Raw genomic sequence first — 16,920 nt, forward strand, 5'->3', positions numbered from 1 at the left:
TCGCGCGGCCGTGACCTAGGGTCCGCCTCATGCCCGAGGCCCTGATCCCCGCCGTCCTCCGCTCCGCCCTCGATCCGGCCGACGTGGCGGCGCTCGCCCTGCTGGTCCTCGCCTGGCTGGGGATCGGCTGGGTCACCGAGCACCCGCCCAGGGGCCGCCCCTCGGTCACGGTGATGATGGCCGGCGTCCGGCGCGAGTGGATGCGCGAGTTCGTCCGCCGCGACAACCGCATCTTCGACGCGCAGATCATGGCCTCGCTCCGGCAGGGGACGGCCTTCTTCGCCTCCACCGCGATCCTCGCCGTGGGCGGCATCCTGGCGCTCATCGGCAACGTCGAGCCCCTGACCGGCTTCGCGCAGGAGATCGGGCAGAGGGAGGCCCCCGCGCTCCTCTGGCAGGTCCGGCTCATCCCCTCGGCGCTGCTGCTGACGCACGCCTTCCTCAAGTTCGTCTGGTCGAACCGGGTCTTCGGCTATGCCTCGGTGACGATGGGCGCCGTCCCCTCGGACCCCACGCATCCCAAGGCGATGCCCCGGGCCATGCGCGCGGCCGAGCTGGTGATCCGCGCCGCGCTCAACTTCAGCCGGGGGCTCCGGTCCATGTACTTCGCTCTGGCCTCGCTCGCCTGGCTGGCGGGTCCGCTGTTCCTCGCGCTCGCGGCCCTGATGGTCACGGGCTTCCTGACGGTGCGCGAGTTCGCCTCGGTGCCGAGGGACATCCTGGAGGAGGAGTAGCGCGCTACCGCCGCCCCTCGCGCACCCAGGCCCCGAGGATCAGCAGCGCCGACAGCAGCAGGAAGGCCCAGGCTGGCAGCAGCGGCATGATGCTGATGTCCGCCGTCAGGAAGGCCTGCCTCGGCGTGATCCCGATCCAGCCACGCCCCGAGGCCGGGCGCCCCTCGCGCACGTCGCGCAGGGAGGGCAGCCCGTCCTCGATCCGCTGGATGCCGCCATTCGTCGCCTCCACGACCGGCTGCACCACGCTCCCGGTGGCGATGGTCTGCTCGAACTCGCGCGGCGCGGCGGGGCCGAGCGCGATCACCGTGCTCTCCTCCCCGTCGGTGAGCTTGTAGGGCCCGATCTCCGGCGCCTGCCACTGCAGCTCGAACCGCCCCGGCGAGACCTGCTGGAGCTGGACCACCGACTCGGTCCCGTCGGGATGGGTGATGGTCACGTCCGGCACCGTGTCGCCCAGCGTCCGCCGGATGATCCGCATGGTCTGGCCGGCAGGCTCGACCCAGAGGGCCTCCTCCTCAAGCTCCGGCTCCTTCATCAGCCAGTGGGCGAGGCGGCGCAGCAGCTCCAGTTGCGGCCCGCCGCCCTCGTAGCCCCGGTCCCAGAGCCAGGACTGGTCGGTGGCGAGCAGCGCCGCCCGACCCTCGCCGACGCGCTGCAGCAGCAGCAGCGGCCGCCCCTCCGGCCCCTGCATGACCGAGGTCGCCTCGGGCGAGGGGGTCACGTCGATCTCCCGGAACCAGCGGCCCCAGCCGGGGGTCCCGTCCTCGGCCACGGGCCGGGGCGCGAGCTCCTCCAGCCCCTCCGTCACCGGATGGCGCTGGCCGAGGTCGGACAACTCCGGCACGAAGCCCTGCTCGACTACCCGCGCGGTGGGCGCCCCCGGCAGCACGGCGCCCAGCGGCGAACGGTAGACCGACTCCGCGCTGGCGTATTCCGGGCCCGCCGTGACCAGCACCGCGCCGCCCTGCGCCACGTAATCGGCGACGTTCTGCAGGTATTCGTTGGGCAGGATGCCCTGACGCCGGTAGCGGTCGAAGATCACGAGGTCGAAGTCCGAGAGCTTCTCGACGAAGAGCTCGTAGGTCGGGAAGGCGATCAGCGACAGCTCCTCGACCGGCACGCCGTCCTGCTTCTCGGGCGGCCGGAGGATCGTGAAGTGCACGAGGTCCACCGAGGGGTCGGACTTCAGGAGGTTCCGCCAGGTCCGCTCGCCCGGATGCGGCTCGCCCGAGACCAGCAGCACCCGCAGCCGGTCGCGCACCCCGTTGATCTGCACCACGGCGGCGTTGTTCCTGTTGGTGAGCTCGCCCTCGACCTCCGGCGTCTCGAACTGGAGCACGTTCATGCCCCCGTGCGGGAGCACCAGCGGCAACTCCATGTCCTCGCCCAGCGGCACGTCGAACTTCATCGGCGCGCCGCCGTCCACGGCGATGGTGAGAGGCACGGTCGTGGCCCCGGGGCCGTCGCCCTGATCCTCGACGCGGACAGTCAGCGTGACCTCCTCGTCGAGGATGGCGAAGGCCGGCGCGTTCTTGACGACCAGCCGCCGGTCCCAGTCCCCCTCGTGCCCGGTCAGCAGCATGTGGAGCGGCGCCGGCATCTGCGGCGCGGCCGGGAGGTCGTGCACCCGCCCGTCGGTGATGAGCACCGCCCCCGCGATCCGCCCCTGCGGCTCCTGCGCCAGCGCCTCGGCCAGCGCGCCCATCACCAGGGAGCCGCCGTCGCCCTCGGCGTCGCCCACCCGGGTCACGCGAAGCTCGGTGTTGGGCCGCGCCGCGACCTCGGCCTCGAGGTGCTCCAGCGCCGCCTCGGTCTGGTCCGTCCGGTCGCCGATCCGCTGGGAGGCGCTCTCGTCCACCACGGCGACGACGATGTCCGTCAGCGGCTCCCGCTCCTCCTGCTGGAGCGAGGGGTTCAGCAGCGCCGCCACCAGCGCCACCCCGGCCAGCCCCCGCAGCCACCACCCCGAGAGCCCCCGGAACGCCGCCAGCCCCACGGCCAGCACGACCAGCGCCGCCGCCGCGTAGACCGCCCACCACGGCAGCAGGGGGTCGAGGATGATCTGGTCAACCGTCATCGCGGGCTCCCGTCCGGCTCACTGGCCCAGCCGTTCCAGCAGCGCCGGGACGTGGACCTGGTCCGACTTGTAGTTGCCCGTGAGCACGTGCATCACGAGGTTGACGCCGAAGCGCATCGCGTATTCCCGCTGCTCCTCGCCCGCCATGCCGCGCCCCACGGGGAGGAGCGGCATCCCGGTCTGATCGACCGCCCAGGCCGCCGCCCAGTCGTTGCCGCCGACCACGACCGGCGTCACCCCGTCGTTGAGGTCGCGGAAGGGCATCCCCTCGGCCTGCTCGGCGTCGGGGGGCGAGGCCTCGACCCAGATCTCCGGGTCGTTGTAGCGGCCCGGGAACTCCTGCAGCAGGTAGAAGGTCCGCGTCAGCACATGGTCCTGCGGGATCGGCTCCAGCGGCGGGATGTCGAGCCCCCGGGCGATGGCCTGCAGCCGCTCGCCCTCTGGCGTGGCCGTCCCGAAGCCGCCCATGTCGGCGTCTCGCGTGTCGAAGAGGATCATGCCCCCGGTGGCGAGGTAGCGGTTCAGCTTCTCGTAGGCCTGCCGCGAGGGGATCGCCATGTCCGCCGTGACCGGCCAGTAGAGGAAGGGGAAGAACGACAGCTCGTCCGTCTCGATGTCCACGCCCTTCGGCTGCGCGGGCTCCACGGCGGTCCGCGCCCAGAGCACGTTCGACAGCCCCAGGAGTCCCGCCTCCGCGAGGTCGTCCACCTCCCTGTCGCCGGTGACGACATGGGCCAGCACCACCTGCTCCGTCGCGGCGAGCGCGAAGGCATCGGCCTCCGGGTCGGGCGCGGCCTCGGTCGAGGGCGCCTGCGCCGCCTCCTGCGCCTGCCCCGGCGCCGGGTGCCAGAGCATCGTCGCAAGCACCACCGCCGCCACCTTGGCCACGCGCTGCTGCCCGCGCAGCCGCCCCGACAGCGCCAGCGACGCCAGCACGTCCGCGAGGAGGAGCGCCAGCGCGAAGGCCAGCAGCGCCCCCTTCAGCGGCAATTCCCGCACCACGTCGAGCCCTTCGAGGATCACCGACTCCGGCCAGGACGCCGGCTCCAGCACCATGTCCGCATCCACCGCGTTGACCGCGATCCGCCGGTCCTCGCCGGAATAGAGCCCCGGCGGCAGGTCCGGCCCCGCGCGCCCCTCGGCGATCCGCTCGCCCGGAACGCCCGGCTGGGTGTCGAGCTGCCGCAACTCCCCATAGGCGTCGAGCGCCGACTCCGGCACCCAGGTCGTCCCCTCCAGCTCCGCCGCCGTGGCGGGCGCGGCACGGGACGACACCGAGAGCCGCTCCAGCATCGACACGAAGAGCCCGGAGAGCGGCAGGCTCGACCACTCGGCGTTGGCGGTGACGTGGAACAGCACGACCTGGCCCTCGCCCAGCGCCTTGCGCGTCACCAGCGGCGTCCCGTCGGTGAGCTGCGCGATCACCCTTTCGGCCAGCGTCGGGTCCGGCTGCGCCACCACCTGCGCGTTCACGGTCACGTCCTCCGGGATCGCCAGCCCGAAGAAGGGCGAGTCCTCGGTGAAGGGCGCGAGGGCCTTGGGCTCGCCCCAGCTCATCGCGCCCCCGACCGATCGCCCCCCCGCGCGCAGCCGCACCGGCAGGAGCGGGTCCTCCTCCGTCCGCGCGAGGTCCGAGGCCGCAAGGCGCGGCCCCGCGAAGCGCAGCAGCAGCCCGCCGCCTTCGACCCACTCGGACAGGTCCTCGGCCTCGCCCTCGGCGAGTTGCGCCACGTCCGCCAGCACGATCACGTCGGGGTTGGCGAGGATCACGTCCGACAGCGTCCCTTCCACGAGGTCGGCGTTCGGGGCCAGCGCCTCGCGCAGGTAGTGGAGCGGGTCCAGCAGATCCAACTGCTCCCGTTCCCCCGCGCCGCCCGCCACGAGGCCCACCTCGCGCCGCCGCAGCGCGTCGTCGGTCAGCGACACCGCCGCCGCCGAGCGGACGCCCGGCAGCTCGAACCGCGTCACGCGGTTCCTCAGCTCCGCCGGAAGCTCCAGCTCCACCTGGGCCTCTGCCGCCCCCGCCTCGAAGGCCAGCGTCGCCGTCGCAAGCTGCCGCTCGGCCCCGGCGGGATCGAGCCCGATGGCCGCGACGGGCACCTCGGCGGCGGGTCCGGTCGGCGTCCGAGTGGCCGAGAGCACGATCCGCCCCTCCTCGAAGGTCGCGGGCTTCAGCGCCACGACCTGCCGGGGCGCCTGCACCACGGTCACGGTCCCCTTGTCCTCCAAGGCCTGCAGCAGCGCCTCGCGCCCCTCACGCGCCAAGCCGTCCGACAGCCAGACCGTGTCGAACCCACCCTCGACCGAGGTCAGCGCCTCGGCCCAGTCCGCATCCGCCTCGGGCGAGGGCAGCCACGGCCTGGGCGCGAGGTTCGGCAACCCTTGCGCCGCGACCTCGCCGTCGTTGAACACCGGCGCCCCCTCGGGCGGCGTCGTCAGCGCCACCACGGCGGCGGTGCGCCCGTCCCGCGTGGCCTCGCCCAGCAGGGCCTCGGCCCGGTCCATCCGCGCCGACCAGTCCCGCGCGTCCGCCCAGGTCCCGTCGAGCAGCACGAGGAGCGGCCCAGACCCGCCCCGGTCCTCGCGCGGGTTCAGGATCGGCCCCGCGAAGCCCAGGATCACCGCGCCGACCGCGACGATGCGGATCAGCATCAGCCACCAGGGCGTGCGGTCCGCCTGTGCCTCGCGGTCCTCCAGGCCCAGGAGCAGCGCCACCCCCGGGAACCGCCGCCGGATCGGCGCCGGCGGCACCGCCCGCAGGATCAGCCACAGGATCGGCAGCACCACCAGCCCCAGCAGGAGCCACGGCGCCGTGAAGCCCAGGGGTCCCAGCGTCCACATCAGGCGCGCCGCTCCAGGGCCGCGTGGAGCCACAGCAGCGCCGTCGCGGGCGGCGTGCTCGTGTGGTGGGTGCTGAACATCCAGCCGGTCGCGCGGGCAAGGTCACGCAGCCGCGCCTTCCGGCCGGCCAGCCGCTCCAGGTAGCGGATGCGCAATTCCCCCGCCTTCAGCGTCTCGTGCCGCATCCCGCCGCCCATGCTCTCGAAGATGGTGCGGCCCAGGAACGGGAAGGCCTCCTCCTGCGGGTCGAGCACCTGCAGCAGCGCCCCCTTGATCCCTCGGTCCGCCGCCTCGGCCACCGCGTGCTCGACCGGCGCCGGGTCGCCCAGGAAGTCCGACACGAACAGCGCCCGCGAGCGCGGCGGCATCCCGGCGGTGTCCGGCGCGACATACTCGCCCCCCTGATCCTCCGCCAACGCCTCGGTCAGCCGCGTCAGCATCGTCGTCCCCCGGCGCGGCGGCAGCCCGCTGGCCCCGCCCATCCCGACCCGCTCCCCCCCACGCACGAGGAGGATCGCAGCGGCCAACGCCAGCACCCGCGCCCGGTGCGCCTTGGTCGGATGCTTCGGCTCCGAGGCAAAGGCCATGGACCGGCCCCGGTCCACCCAGACCATCACGGTCTGCGCCGTCTGCCATTCCTTGTCCTGCACGAAGGCCGTGTCCGCGCGCCCCGACCGCCGCCAGTCGATGGCCCGCGAATCGTCCCCCGGCTGCGCCGCGCGATACTGCCAGAAGTCCGCGCCCATGCCCGCGCGCCGGCGCCCATGCTCCCCCAGGACCACGGTCGCCGCGAGGTGCTGCGCCTCGGCCAACAGCGCGGGCAGCGGCGCCGAGAGCCCCTCGGCCTCGGCGCGCAGGCTGGCGGAGGCTTCCGTCACGCGGCGGCCTCGACCCGCGTCGTCTCGGTGGCGACACGCTCGATGAGGCCGGTGAGGTCGGCCCCTTGGGCGCGAGCCCCGAAGCTGAGCGCCATCCGGTGCTCCAGCACCGGCACCGCGAGCTTCCTAACGTCCTCCGGCGACGGCGCGAGCCGTCCCGTCAGCAGCGCCTCGGCGCGCACCGCGAGCATGAGCGCCTGCGCCGCGCGGGGACCCGGCCCCCAGGCCACCTGCTCGTTGACGTAAGCAGGCGCCGCCGAATCCCCCGGACGGCAGGCGCGCACGAGGTCGAGGATCATCTCCACGATGGCCTCGCCCACCGGCATCCGCCGCAGCAGCGTCTGCGCCGCCAGGAGCTCGCCCCCGGTGAAGACCGCCGTCGCCTGTGCGTCCTCGGCGCCGGTGGTGGCCAGCAGGATCTCCCTCTCCGTCGCGCGGGTGGGGTAGGGGACATCGACCTGCACGAGGAAGCGGTCGAGCTGCGCCTCGGGCAGGGGATAGGTCCCCTCCTGCTCGATGGGGTTCTGGGTGGCGAGGACGTGGAAGGGCACCCCCAGCGGCCGGTGCTGGCCCGCGATCGTCACCTCCCGCTCCTGCATCGCCTGGAGGAGCGCCGACTGCGTCCGGGGCGAGGCGCGGTTGATCTCGTCGGCCATCAGGAGCTGGCAGAAGATCGGCCCCGGGATGAAGCGGAAGCCCCGCGTCCCGTCGGCGGCGGTCTCCAGCACCTCGCTCCCCAGGATGTCGGCCGGCATCAGGTCCGGCGTGAACTGGATGCGCCCGCCCTGGAGCCCCATCACTGTCGCCAGCGTATCCACGAGCCGCGTCTTGCCCAGCCCCGGCAGGCCCACCAGCAGCGCGTGCCCGCCGCACAGGAGCGCCGTCAAGGTCAGGTCCACGACCCGCTCCTGCCCGATGAAGCGCCGACTGATGCTGCTCCGCGCCTGCGCGAGCCGCTCCTCCAGGGCCTCGATCCGACCGACCAGATCCGCATCGGCCATGACAACTCTCCCCTGAGGCCCTACTTTCGGCTTCAATGAGTAGAGTGGTCATTCGGGATGGGGAAGACAAAGAAGAGTGAGACAAGTGTCAGCGCCGCCCCTTCGGCGGACGGCCTGATGAAGGCGGCGTCCCAGGCCGCGCCCAGGCGGGGCCTGCCGCCGGTGCACCTGTGGAACCCACCCCATTGCGGCGACATCGACATGAGGATCGCCCGCGACGGGACGTGGTTCTACCTCGGCACCCCCATCGGCCGCCCCGCCATGGTGCGGCTCTTCTCCACGATCCTGCGCAAGGACCCGGACGGCTACGTCCTCGTGACGCCGGTCGAGAAGGTCGGCATCGCCGTGGACGACGCCCCCTTCGTCGCCGTGGACGTGGAGGCCGGGGGAGGCGCCCTCACCTTCCGCACCAACGTGGACGAGGAGGTGACGGCCGGTCCCGACCACCCGATCCGCGTGGAGCGCGACCGGGACACCGGCGAGCCCTCGCCCTACATCCTCGTCCGCGCGAACCTCGAGGCGCTGATCGACCGCAAGACCTTCTACCGCCTCGTGGACCTTGGCGAGGTGCGTGGGCACGAGGGCGCCGACTGGTTCGGCGTGACCTCGCAGGGGACGTTCTTCCCGATCATCCCGGCGGCCGAGCTGCCGGATTAGGACGGCATCCGAGCGGAGCGTCCCTCCAAGGCCCCTCGACCGCCGTGCCCGGACGTTGTCCGATTTCTTTCCCGCCGTTAACGGTTTCTTAGCATATTCCTGCCAAGGTGAACCCGTCCCCGGGTGGCCGCCCGGCGGGGTATGGGAAGCTGCGCCCGCCCTCCGGGGGACGCCCTGGAACGGGATGCCGCCCTACCGCTGCGCCAGCAGCACGCCCCCTGCCACGATGGCTGCGCCCAGCGCCTGCGTCCAGGACCAGTCGCCGCCCAGCGCCACCATGATGAGCATGACGTAGAAGGGCGCCACGTTGATGTGGAAGCTCGCCAGCGCCACGCCGATCCGCCGGATGCCCAGGACGAAGAGGAACTGCGACACCGCCATCCCGCCCATCCCGTAGACCGCGAGGAGCCCGAGGTCGCGCGGCGCGAAGGGATGCGCCGGCAGCGCCGCCTGTCCCACTGCCAGCGCCACGAGAAGCACCGCCAGGGTCCCGACGAAGGCCCCGACCATGATGGACGAGGTCTGCGCCAGCGCCGAGCGGCCGGGCAGGCTCCGGACCGTCTCGTGGCTTCCCCAGGAGTAGAGGAGGCAGGACAGCACCGCGAGCGCGCCGCCGAGGAGCAGGTGCCCCTCGCCGCCCCCGCCGCCCATCGTCGCGACGACCCCGCCCAGGATGCTCGCGCCCAGGCCCCAGACGAAGGACCGCGTGAGCGGCTTGCGCTCCAAGGCCCACTCCACCACCGTCGCCGTCAGCGGCGAGACCGAGGCGATCACCGCCACCGTCACCGGGTCCGTCACCGCCTGCGCGAAGATCAGCGCCACTGCCGCGCCGCCGATCCCGATCCCACCCACGAGGAGGCAGCGCCCCCAGGGCAGGCCCCTCGGCCAGCCCTCGACCGCCACCCAGACGGGAAGCAGAAGCAGCAGCGCCATGGCGAATCGCGCGGGCACCAGCGCGAAGGGCTGCCAGGTCTCAAGGAGCCCCTCTGCTGCCGGGAATCCCGCCGCCCAGATCGCCATCGAGGCCGCCGCGAGCAGGTTCCCCGAGAGCAGCCCGTCGCGCCGGGCGGGGGCGTCGGAGGCGGGCAGGGGGCGGGCGGTCATGGGGCACCTCGAACGGCACGGACCCGCCGCAGCTAGCACGGCCCGGACGGCGGGGCGAGGGGCGGAGGCGTCACCGCCGGGTCGGTTCCCGACCTTGGTCCCGGGGGATTGGCAGGGCCCGCCCCGCCCGCGCATGATGGCGGCGCCCGGAGGACCCGATGCCCCGCTTCTGCGCCAACCTGTCCATGCTCTTCACCGAGCTGCCGCTCCTCGAGCGCTTCGCGGCGGCCCGCGCCGCCGGCTTCGAGGGGGTGGAGATCCTCTTCCCCTACGACGACCCCGTGCCCCTGATGCAGGAGCAGCTCGACCGCACCGGCCTGACGCTGGTCCTCATCAACTGCCCGCCGCCCAATTATGCGGGCGGCCCCCGGGGCTTCGCCGCCATCCCGGGCCTGGAGGAGCGCTTCCGCTCCGACTTCCGCCGCGCCGCCCGCTACGTCGCCGCCCTGGGCGCGCGCCACCTGCACGTCATGGCCGGGACCACCGAGGGCCCCGAGGCGCGCGCCACCTTCGTGCGCAACCTCGCCTGGGCCGCGCGCGCCGCCCCGCGCCTCCAGCTCACCATCGAGCCCATCAACCAGGCCGACATGCCGGGCTACTTCCTGAGCGATTTCGCCCTCGCCGTCGACATCCTCCAGGAGGTCGGCGCCCCGAACCTCCGCCTCCAGTTCGACGCCTACCACGCGCACCGCATCACCGGCGACGTGCTGGCCACCTGGGAGGAGGTCCGCCCCCTCGTCGCCCATGTCCAGGTCGCGGGCCACCCCGGCCGCCACGAGCCCGAGGGGGGCGAGATCGACTACCCCGCCTTCTTCGCCTGCCTCGACGCCGACGGCTACGGCGGCTGGGTCAGCGGCGAATACCGGCCCCGGGCGGACACCGAGGCCGGCCTCGCCTGGCTCCGTGGCCCTAGCGGTCCAGGCTCTCCGACAGCCGCATGAGCTGCACCGCCTCGGTCCGGTAGCCGTAGGGGTCCTCGCCCCGGCTCGCATTGGCGAGCTCGATGGCGTCCTCGTAGCCCCAGCCTCCCAGCCACTGCTCCTCCCCGCGCAGGAGCTGGCCCCAGCCCGCGACGGCGGCGGCAAAGCGCGCCTCCTGCCCAGCGGGCTCCTCCCCGGTGATCGGCGTCTCCCGAAGCGCGCTCTCCGTCCCGCCCGGCTCCTTCCAGCGCAACCGCAGGAAGCCCAGCTCGCCCTCCGTGCCCGTGGGCGCCGCCCCGGGCTCGGACGCGACCGCCTGAGGCTGGTAGCGCAGCGGGTCGGTCATCCGCGCGGGGCTCCCCACCGGCGTCACCTCGTAGATCGCCGTGACCGCGTGCCCGGCCCCCAGCTCCCCGGCATCCACGCGGTCGTTGCTGAAGTCCTCGCGCCGCAAGGCCCGCGTCTCGTAGCCGATCAGCCGGTATTCCGCGACCGTGGCGGGGTTCCACTCCACCTGCACCTTCACGTCCTGCGCGATGGGGAAGAGCTCGCCCGTCAACTGGTCCACCAGCACCTTCTGCGCCTCGGAGAGCGAGTCGATGTAGGCCGCCTGCCCGTTGCCGTTCTGCGCCAGCGCCTGCATCACCGCGTCGTCGAGGTTCCCGCGCCCGAAGCCCAGCACCGACAGGAAGGCGCCCGACTCCCGCTCCTTCGCGATGTAGTCCTCCAGCGCGGACGGATCGGAGAGCCCCACGTTGAAGTCCCCGTCCGTCGCCAGGATCACCCGCGTGACCTCGCCGTCGCCCTCCATGCCCTTCGCCACGTCATAGGCCTGTTCCAGCCCACCCTGCCCGTTGGTGGACCCCCCGGCCATCAGCCCGTTCAGCGCGGCCAGGATACCCGTCCGGTCGCTCGCCGGTGTCGGCGGCAGCACGAGCCCCGCGCTCCCCGCGTAGGTCACGATGGCCACCTGATCCCCGGGCCGGAGCTGGTCCACCATCAGCCCGAAGCTCTGCTTGAGGAGGGGAAGCTTGCTCGCGTCCTCCATGCTCCCCGAGGTATCGATCAGGAACACGAGGTTCAGCGGCGGCCGGTCCTCCACCGCCGGCATCTCGCCCTGGAGGTCGATGGCCACGAGCTCCGTGTCCGGGTTCCACGGCGTCGGCATGACGCTGACGGTCGGATGGAACGGCCCCTCGCCGGGCTCGGGCGCGGCGTAGTCGTAGGGGAAGTAGTTGACCATCTCCTCGATCCGCACCGCCTCCGGGGGCGGCAGGACGCCAGAGAGAAGCGACTGCCGCACCACCGCATAGGAGGCCGTGTCCACGTCGATGGAGAAGGTCGAGACCGGCTCCTCCGCCGTGACCTTGAGAGGGTTGGGCTCGTCGTTCGAGAAGGCCTCGGTGTTCGGCTCGGGCGGCGGAAGCCACTGCTCCTCGGGCGCGCGGAGGCCGAACGTCGACATCCCCGTCCCCGGCTGCGCGAGGATGCCGGCCACCGCTCCCGCCGGAGGCGCCGAGGGGGCGGCGTAGGACTCGGCCTCCCCGAGCACCTGGGGCGCCGCTTCGTCCGCCATGGCGTTCCCGTAGTCGGACGCCGCCTGCTCCTGCGCCACTGCATCCGTGTCGGCGGGCCGGGCCTCGCGCGCCGGGGCGCCGGCGGGCGGCGCCTCCTCCCGGGCCACCTGCGCGGTCACGGCAGGCGCGGGCTCGGGGGTCGGAGCCACGTCGTCGGCCAGCGTGTCCGCCTCCGGCACCTGCAGGCGGGCCGCCTCGACGACGGCTGCACCGTCCTCGGTCCCGGGTCCGCTCTTGAGCGTTGCCGTCGCGGTCGTTCGCCCGCCTCCACCGGATGCCTCGGGCTGCGAGATCGGCTCGGGCGCGGCGGTCCCCGGTCCCGTCGGCTGCTCGGGCCGCGCCATGCGCTCGCCCCGCTCCCAGACCTCGCGCCCCACCGGCGTCATCACCAGGAACCCGCAGGCCACCAGCGCCGTGGTCGCGGTCAGCGCCCCCCGGCTCGTCAACGCGTTCAGCATCCTCTTCACTCCCGTCCAGACGCCCCCCTGGCGTTCGGGAGTGGGACGCGCGGCCTGCACCGTCCCTTGGAGCCGGTCGAAGTTTTCCTGCGCGAGCCGCAGATGCGCCGCCCTCGTCCCGGGGTCGGGCCGTGGCGTCGCCGCGTCCCAGGCCCCCTTCATCTCGTCGAGGTCGAAGTCGTCGTCGGGCGTCATCACGCCTCCTCCGCCGCGCGCAGGGCGCGCAGCCTTTTCTTGGCCTCGGACACGCGCCAACTGACGGTGCCTTCCGAGACCCCCAGGATCGCCCCCGCCTCCGCGTGGCTCACCTCGTCCAGCACCAGCGCCAGCGTGTCCCGCAGGTCCTCCGGCAGCCGCGCCAGTGCCGCCATCAGCCAGTCCGCCCGCTCGCGCCCCTCCGCGATGGCGTCCTGCCGGGCCGTCTCCCAGTCGCCCCAGCCCTCCGAGGCCCTGACGTAGGTCGCGCGCCGTCTCCGCCGGTCGTGCGAGGCGTTCACCGCGACCCGCCAGAGCCATGTGGTGACCTTGGCCTCCCCGCGAAAGGCCCGAAGCTTCGCGGGCAGCGCCGCGCAGATGTCCTGGCAGAGGTCCTCCGCTTCGGCCCGCCCGCCCGTCAGCCGGAAGCACAGCCGGAACAGTCGGTCGTAGTGGCGGCCCAGCAGCGACGCGAAGGCCGCGCCATCCCCCAGGGCGGCCGCCTTCGCCAGGTCCTCGTCGCTCGCCGTCATCCGCATCGTGCCCCTTGGACGCACGGGGGACGCCGGTCCTTGGTCACGACTCCGCGCGCGTCACCAGGAGCTTGTCGATTCTCCGCCCGTCGAGGTCCAGCACCTCGAAGCGCCAGCCCCCGGCCTCCACCTTGTCGCCGAGCTGCGGCAGCCGGTGGAGCTGGTTCAACACGAGGCCCGCAACCGTCTCGTAATCCCCGGCCAGCTCGCGCGGGATGCCCATGCGTTCGGTGAACTCGTCCGCCGCCATCCAGCCCGACACGAGGATGCTGCCGTCCTCGCGCTCGTGCATGGCGGGCTCCTCCTCGGCTTCCTCGCGGAAGGCGCCGGTGATCGCCTCGAGGATGTCGCCCGTGGTCACGATCCCCTGGAACCCGCCGTACTCGTCGTAGACCAGCCCCATGTGGTTCTGCGCCTCGCGCAGGATCTCGATCACGTCGAGCGCGTCGGCGGATTCGTAGATCACCGGCACCTCGCGCATCAGCCGCCGCAGGTCCAGCGGCTCCCCCCGCGAGATCGCCGCGAAGGCGTCCACGACGTAGAGGACGCCCAGCACCTCGTCCGTCTCCGGGTCCTGCACCGGCAGGCGCGGCCGCCCGCTCTCGCGGATCGCCTCCAGCGTCGCCTCGGGCGAGGCGTCCACCGCCAGCATCTCCACGTCCCGGCGCGGCGTCATCAGCCCGCGCGCTGACCGGTCAGCCAGCCGCATGACCCCCGACATCATCTCGCGCTCAGCCCCCTCGATGACGCCCTCGTGGTGCGCCTCCGACAGGATCACGCGCACCTCCTCCTCGGTGACGCCCGCCCGCTCCTCGCCGCCTTGGCCCAGCATGTGCAGCACCGCCCGCCCCGAAGCGTCCAGCACCCAGACGATGGGCGAGGCCACGCGGCTCACCACCGCCATGGTCGGCGCCACGCGCCGCGCCACCCGCTCCGGATCCTTGAGCGCGATCTGCTTGGGCACCAGCTCCCCCGCGATCAGCGACAGGTAGGCCAGCAGCACCACCACCGCGCCCACGCCCAGCGTGCTGGCCCAGTCCGGGTCCACCCCCCGCGCCGCGAGCCAGCCCGAGAACCGCAGGCCCAGCGTCGCGCCCGAGAAGGCGCCCGACAGCACGCCGACCACGGTGATGCCGATCTGCACGGTCGAGAGGAACCGCCCCGGATCGGCGGCGAGGTCCAGCGCCGCCTGCGCGCCCTTGTCGCCGCCCTCGGCCAGCGGCTTCAGCCGCGCCGGCCGGGCCGAGACCACGGCCAGCTCGGACAGGGCAAGCGCCCCGTTGAACAGGATCAGGACGGCGACGATGAGGAGTTCCGTCAGCACGGCGCGGGGTCCGGCGGGAAGGCGGGGCGGGGCAGGGGAGTCCTCACGATGCGACGCCCGGCCAAAGGGCACCGGACGCCCTGTAACTATGGGGCGCGCGGCGGCGCGGCAAGCGTCACGGCCCCTGCAGCCGCCACGACGCCCAGATCGCGAGCGCCCCGAGCCCCGCGACGGCGGCCGAGCCCCAGTGCGCCCCCACGCCCCAATGGGCCATCAGCAGCCCGAAGCCCGACATCGTGGCGACCGACAGGGCCTGCTGCAGGACCACGAAGAACCCCTGCGCCTCGGCCGCGATCTCCTCGCTCGTCCAGTTGGCGATGAACTGCACGGCGGCCAGGAATCCCATCGCGAAGGTCAGCCCGTGCGAGGCCTGGAGGAGGATCGCCATCGGCAGCCCCGGCGCCTGCGCCATCATCGCCCAGCGCAGCGCGGTCAGCCCCGCCGAGGCCAGCATCAGCGTCCGCGCCCGGAACCGCCCGAAGATCCGGCCGAAGGCGAAGAACACCAGCATCTCCGAGGCCGCGCCCAGCGCGATCAGCAGGCTGATCGTCCCCAGCCCGAAGCCCTGCGCCTGCCAGAGCAGCCCCTGGAAGGCGTTGAGCACGAGATGCGTGGCCATCACCGCCGCTCCGCCCAGGAGCGGCAGCAGGAACCAGGGCCGCATCACCTCGCGCAGGTGGCGCGCGCCCCTGGCCTCGGTCTCGCCCTCCGGCGCGCGGAATCGCGGCAGGCCCAGGGCCGCCACCGCCCGCACCGCCGCGAGCCCCACCATGAGCGGCGCGAAGCCCGCCGGTCCCAGCCGCTCCATGACCCAGCCCGCGACGAGCAGCACGGCCAGGTAGCCCGCCGTCCCCCAGGCGCGCAGGGCGCCGAAGGCCGTCCCCCGCCGCGCCGTCATCCGCATGGCGGCGGCGTCCAGCACCGGGACCGTGGCCATGTGCGGCAACCCCGCCAGCGTCCAGACCAGGAGGATGCCCCAGAATCCATCCGCCGCGAAGAACCCCAGCGGGAACAGCGCCGCCAGCAACGCCCCTCCGACGATCACCCCCCGCCAGTCCGAGGCCCGGTCCGCGAGCCGCCCCACGAGCCAGTTCAGCACCAGCATCACCGCGAGGGGCACCGCGTTCACCGCCCCGATCTCGTCCGGCGAGAGCCCCTTCCCGGCCATCCAGAGGCCGGCATAGACGTTGGAGAGCGCCGCGCCCATGAACAGCGTCGAGTAGTAGACCGCCGTCCGCGCTTCCGGGGAGAGGGCGCGCGGCAGGGGGGCTGCGGAGGCGGTCATGGGAGGGCTCGGGGAAGCAGGGGAGAGACGGGGCGGAGATACGCTGGTCGGGCGGGGAGGCCCAGTCTGTAAGTTCGGCCACGCAGGAGTTCATTCAGGTTCGCCGAATTCTAACTCAAGACTTATCGAGATTTGATGCGGCCCACGAGTTCGCGAAGGATGCTCTCAAAAGCCAACCATCGCTCGCCGGTCAGCCTGTCGATACGAAGATATGGTTCCCGGTCAGTGCGAGAAAGCTCGCCGACTTGGGCCTTGATCTTCTCCAGCCATTCTCGTCGGGAATCCGATGTTCCAAACGCCGGCAGGGAGCTTAAAGAGGCCGGAACGAGCCGAACGCGCCCTCGCCAAGTGAGACGCAGTGGTTTCACCATCTCACGACCCGGCACGACGAAGCCTACCGTAATGCTGTCCTTCCTCGTGCCAAACTCGGCGCCGAGCTCCTTGAGCAAGGCCACCAAGCGCTCTGCCGGACCTGTCACAGCCTCTCCTCGCTCGCTTCGCATCAGGTCCAGCCATTCTCCCAGAGATGTCGCGCGAGGTCCTTGCGGGTCCTCACCTCTCATCGCCCGTGCCCGCTCCGTCAGGCCCACGATGCGCGGCACGAGCGTCCGCCTCCCGGCGGCGCTGCGGTAGTAGCGTAGCTCCACGCCCCGCACTTCGGCCCGCATCTGGTCGCTGAGGAACTCGATGATCCTGGCCAGCTCGGGCGGGATCAGGTCGGCGGCGATCACGAGGCGGACCCGCCCGGCCGCAAGGTTCGTCTCGACCTGGCTCCAGAAGTCGGAAGCCTCGCTTTCGCCCAGGAACTCCGCCAGCCGTTCGTCCGGGTCCTCGTCCCGCTCGGCGCAGGTTGCTCGGAACGCACCCTCGAGTGTGCCCGTCGGCCAGTAGGCCGTCCCGTTGGCAGCATAGTCGAGGAGTTGCCCGACGACCTCCCGCCGGAGTCGTGTGTCGGTCGCGCGCTTGACCTCGAGAAGCACCGGCACCGCCCCCCGTGTCACGAAGAGATGGTCGAGCGACCAGCGCCCTGCTCCACCCTCGCTGTCCGTGACGGGCTGCTCGCGGGCGAGGAACAGGAGTTCTCCCTGCTCCTCCCCGACAATGTCGGGATGTTCCGCGATGAGGTCCTGAAGCTCGTCCTCAGAGGGTGGCGCGGCCGGCGTCATCGGCACCAGCCGCCCGGATTCATCCTCCGCAAAGATCGGCCTCTCGCCCACCATGGCCTCGTCTCCCTCGTTACATGCACCGCAGAGCGGGTTTAAGCCCATCCTCCGCTTCGTACCCCGCCGTTAACCTTCCGTTACCACCACCGCGCGTTGGTCCCACGATTCGT

At 72.7% G+C, this 16,920-nt stretch carries 13 protein-coding genes; 3 read left to right on the plus strand and 10 right to left on the minus strand.

Annotated features, from left to right (window positions below):
• The first annotated feature begins 29 nt into the window (after positions 1 to 29).
• Positions 30 to 734, plus strand: a complete 705-nt coding sequence (locus RUMESO_RS02420; protein ID WP_037277830.1) for a DUF599 domain-containing protein — start codon at positions 30 to 32, stop codon at positions 732 to 734.
• A 4-nt stretch (positions 735 to 738) separates the two neighbouring features.
• On the opposite strand, the gene RUMESO_RS02425 is transcribed toward RUMESO_RS02420, so the two are convergent.
• From RUMESO_RS02425 to RUMESO_RS02440, 4 genes are read right to left on the minus strand one after another with little or no spacing between them, the layout of a single operon-like run.
• Positions 739 to 2,814 (minus strand): membrane protein, encoded by a 2,076-nt coding sequence (locus RUMESO_RS02425; RefSeq protein WP_037277831.1) that lies wholly within the window; start codon positions 2,812 to 2,814, stop codon positions 739 to 741.
• Between the two features lie 18 nt (positions 2,815 to 2,832).
• Positions 2,833 to 5,655, minus strand: a complete 2,823-nt coding sequence (locus RUMESO_RS02430; RefSeq protein WP_037277834.1) for a DUF4159 domain-containing protein — start codon at positions 5,653 to 5,655, stop codon at positions 2,833 to 2,835.
• Positions 5,655 to 6,533 carry a DUF58 domain-containing protein gene (locus RUMESO_RS02435; RefSeq protein ID WP_037277835.1) on the minus strand — a complete coding sequence of 293 codons (879 nt, stop codon included), beginning with the start codon at positions 6,531 to 6,533 and terminating at the stop codon, positions 5,655 to 5,657. The genes RUMESO_RS02430 and RUMESO_RS02435 overlap by 1 nt, the downstream gene beginning before the upstream one ends.
• A complete protein-coding gene (locus tag RUMESO_RS02440; RefSeq protein WP_037277838.1) occupies positions 6,530 to 7,534 on the minus strand; it encodes an AAA family ATPase in 1,005 nt (334 codons plus the stop codon). Before RUMESO_RS02440 ends, RUMESO_RS02435 begins: the two co-directional genes overlap by 4 nt.
• A 57-nt stretch (positions 7,535 to 7,591) precedes the next feature.
• On the opposite strand from RUMESO_RS02440, the gene RUMESO_RS02445 reads away from it, so the two are divergent.
• A complete protein-coding gene (locus tag RUMESO_RS02445) occupies positions 7,592 to 8,191 on the plus strand; it encodes a DUF1285 domain-containing protein (RefSeq protein WP_037277842.1) in 600 nt (199 codons plus the stop codon).
• A gap of 192 nt (positions 8,192 to 8,383) precedes the next feature.
• On the opposite strand, the gene RUMESO_RS02450 is transcribed toward RUMESO_RS02445, so the two are convergent.
• A complete protein-coding gene (locus tag RUMESO_RS02450; protein ID WP_051520940.1) occupies positions 8,384 to 9,295 on the minus strand; it encodes a DMT family transporter in 912 nt (303 codons plus the stop codon).
• A 158-nt stretch (positions 9,296 to 9,453) separates the two neighbouring features.
• On the opposite strand from RUMESO_RS02450, the gene RUMESO_RS02455 reads away from it, so the two are divergent.
• The gene (locus tag RUMESO_RS02455) at positions 9,454 to 10,236 is read left to right on the plus strand and encodes a hydroxypyruvate isomerase family protein (protein WP_051520941.1); all 783 of its coding nucleotides are present in this window, start codon (positions 9,454 to 9,456) and stop codon (positions 10,234 to 10,236) included.
• Here RUMESO_RS02455 and RUMESO_RS02460 read toward each other — a convergent pair.
• The 5 genes from RUMESO_RS02460 to RUMESO_RS02480 form a co-directional block, all read right to left on the minus strand.
• Positions 10,205 to 12,445 (minus strand): YfbK domain-containing protein, encoded by a 2,241-nt coding sequence (locus tag RUMESO_RS02460; RefSeq protein ID WP_037277845.1) that lies wholly within the window; start codon positions 12,443 to 12,445, stop codon positions 10,205 to 10,207. The two genes, RUMESO_RS02455 and RUMESO_RS02460, sit on opposite strands and share 32 nt — an antisense overlap.
• Entirely contained in the window at positions 12,445 to 12,978 is a 534-nt protein-coding gene (locus RUMESO_RS02465) for an RNA polymerase sigma factor (RefSeq protein ID WP_037277927.1), read from the minus strand. The genes RUMESO_RS02460 and RUMESO_RS02465 overlap by 1 nt, the downstream gene beginning before the upstream one ends.
• Before the next feature lie 43 nt (positions 12,979 to 13,021).
• Complete coding sequence (locus RUMESO_RS02470) at positions 13,022 to 14,302, minus strand: hemolysin family protein (RefSeq protein WP_037277847.1); 1,281 nt, start codon at positions 14,300 to 14,302, stop codon at positions 13,022 to 13,024.
• Positions 14,303 to 14,417: 115 nt separating this feature from the next.
• A complete protein-coding gene (locus RUMESO_RS02475) occupies positions 14,418 to 15,587 on the minus strand; it encodes an MFS transporter (protein WP_037277849.1) in 1,170 nt (389 codons plus the stop codon).
• Between the two features lie 122 nt (positions 15,588 to 15,709).
• Positions 15,710 to 16,807 carry a PDDEXK family nuclease gene (locus RUMESO_RS02480; protein WP_051520942.1) on the minus strand — a complete coding sequence of 366 codons (1,098 nt, stop codon included), beginning with the start codon at positions 16,805 to 16,807 and terminating at the stop codon, positions 15,710 to 15,712.
• Positions 16,808 to 16,920 lie beyond the last annotated feature (113 nt).

It is taken from the genome of Rubellimicrobium mesophilum DSM 19309, from assembly GCF_000600335.2.
GTDB classification, from domain to species: Bacteria; Pseudomonadota; Alphaproteobacteria; order Rhodobacterales; family Rhodobacteraceae; genus Rubellimicrobium; species Rubellimicrobium mesophilum.

Coding starts and splice junctions, on each gene's coding strand:
- RUMESO_RS02480 (WP_051520942.1), bottom strand. CDS start 16,807: ATGGTGGGCGAGAGGCCGATCTTTGCGGAGGATGAATCCGGGCGGCTG.
- RUMESO_RS02460 (WP_037277845.1), bottom strand. CDS start 12,445: ATGACGCCCGACGACGACTTCGACCTCGACGAGATGAAGGGGGCCTGG.
- RUMESO_RS02425 (WP_037277831.1), bottom strand. CDS start 2,814: ATGACGGTTGACCAGATCATCCTCGACCCCCTGCTGCCGTGGTGGGCG.
- RUMESO_RS02445 (WP_037277842.1), top strand. CDS start 7,592: ATGGGGAAGACAAAGAAGAGTGAGACAAGTGTCAGCGCCGCCCCTTCG.
- RUMESO_RS02465 (WP_037277927.1), bottom strand. CDS start 12,978: ATGACGGCGAGCGACGAGGACCTGGCGAAGGCGGCCGCCCTGGGGGAT.
- RUMESO_RS02475 (WP_037277849.1), bottom strand. CDS start 15,587: ATGACCGCCTCCGCAGCCCCCCTGCCGCGCGCCCTCTCCCCGGAAGCG.
- RUMESO_RS02440 (WP_037277838.1), bottom strand. CDS start 7,534: ATGGCCGATGCGGATCTGGTCGGTCGGATCGAGGCCCTGGAGGAGCGG.
- RUMESO_RS02430 (WP_037277834.1), bottom strand. CDS start 5,655: ATGTGGACGCTGGGACCCCTGGGCTTCACGGCGCCGTGGCTCCTGCTG.
- RUMESO_RS02455 (WP_051520941.1), top strand. CDS start 9,454: ATGCCCCGCTTCTGCGCCAACCTGTCCATGCTCTTCACCGAGCTGCCG.
- RUMESO_RS02450 (WP_051520940.1), bottom strand. CDS start 9,295: ATGACCGCCCGCCCCCTGCCCGCCTCCGACGCCCCCGCCCGGCGCGAC.
- RUMESO_RS02420 (WP_037277830.1), top strand. CDS start 30: ATGCCCGAGGCCCTGATCCCCGCCGTCCTCCGCTCCGCCCTCGATCCG.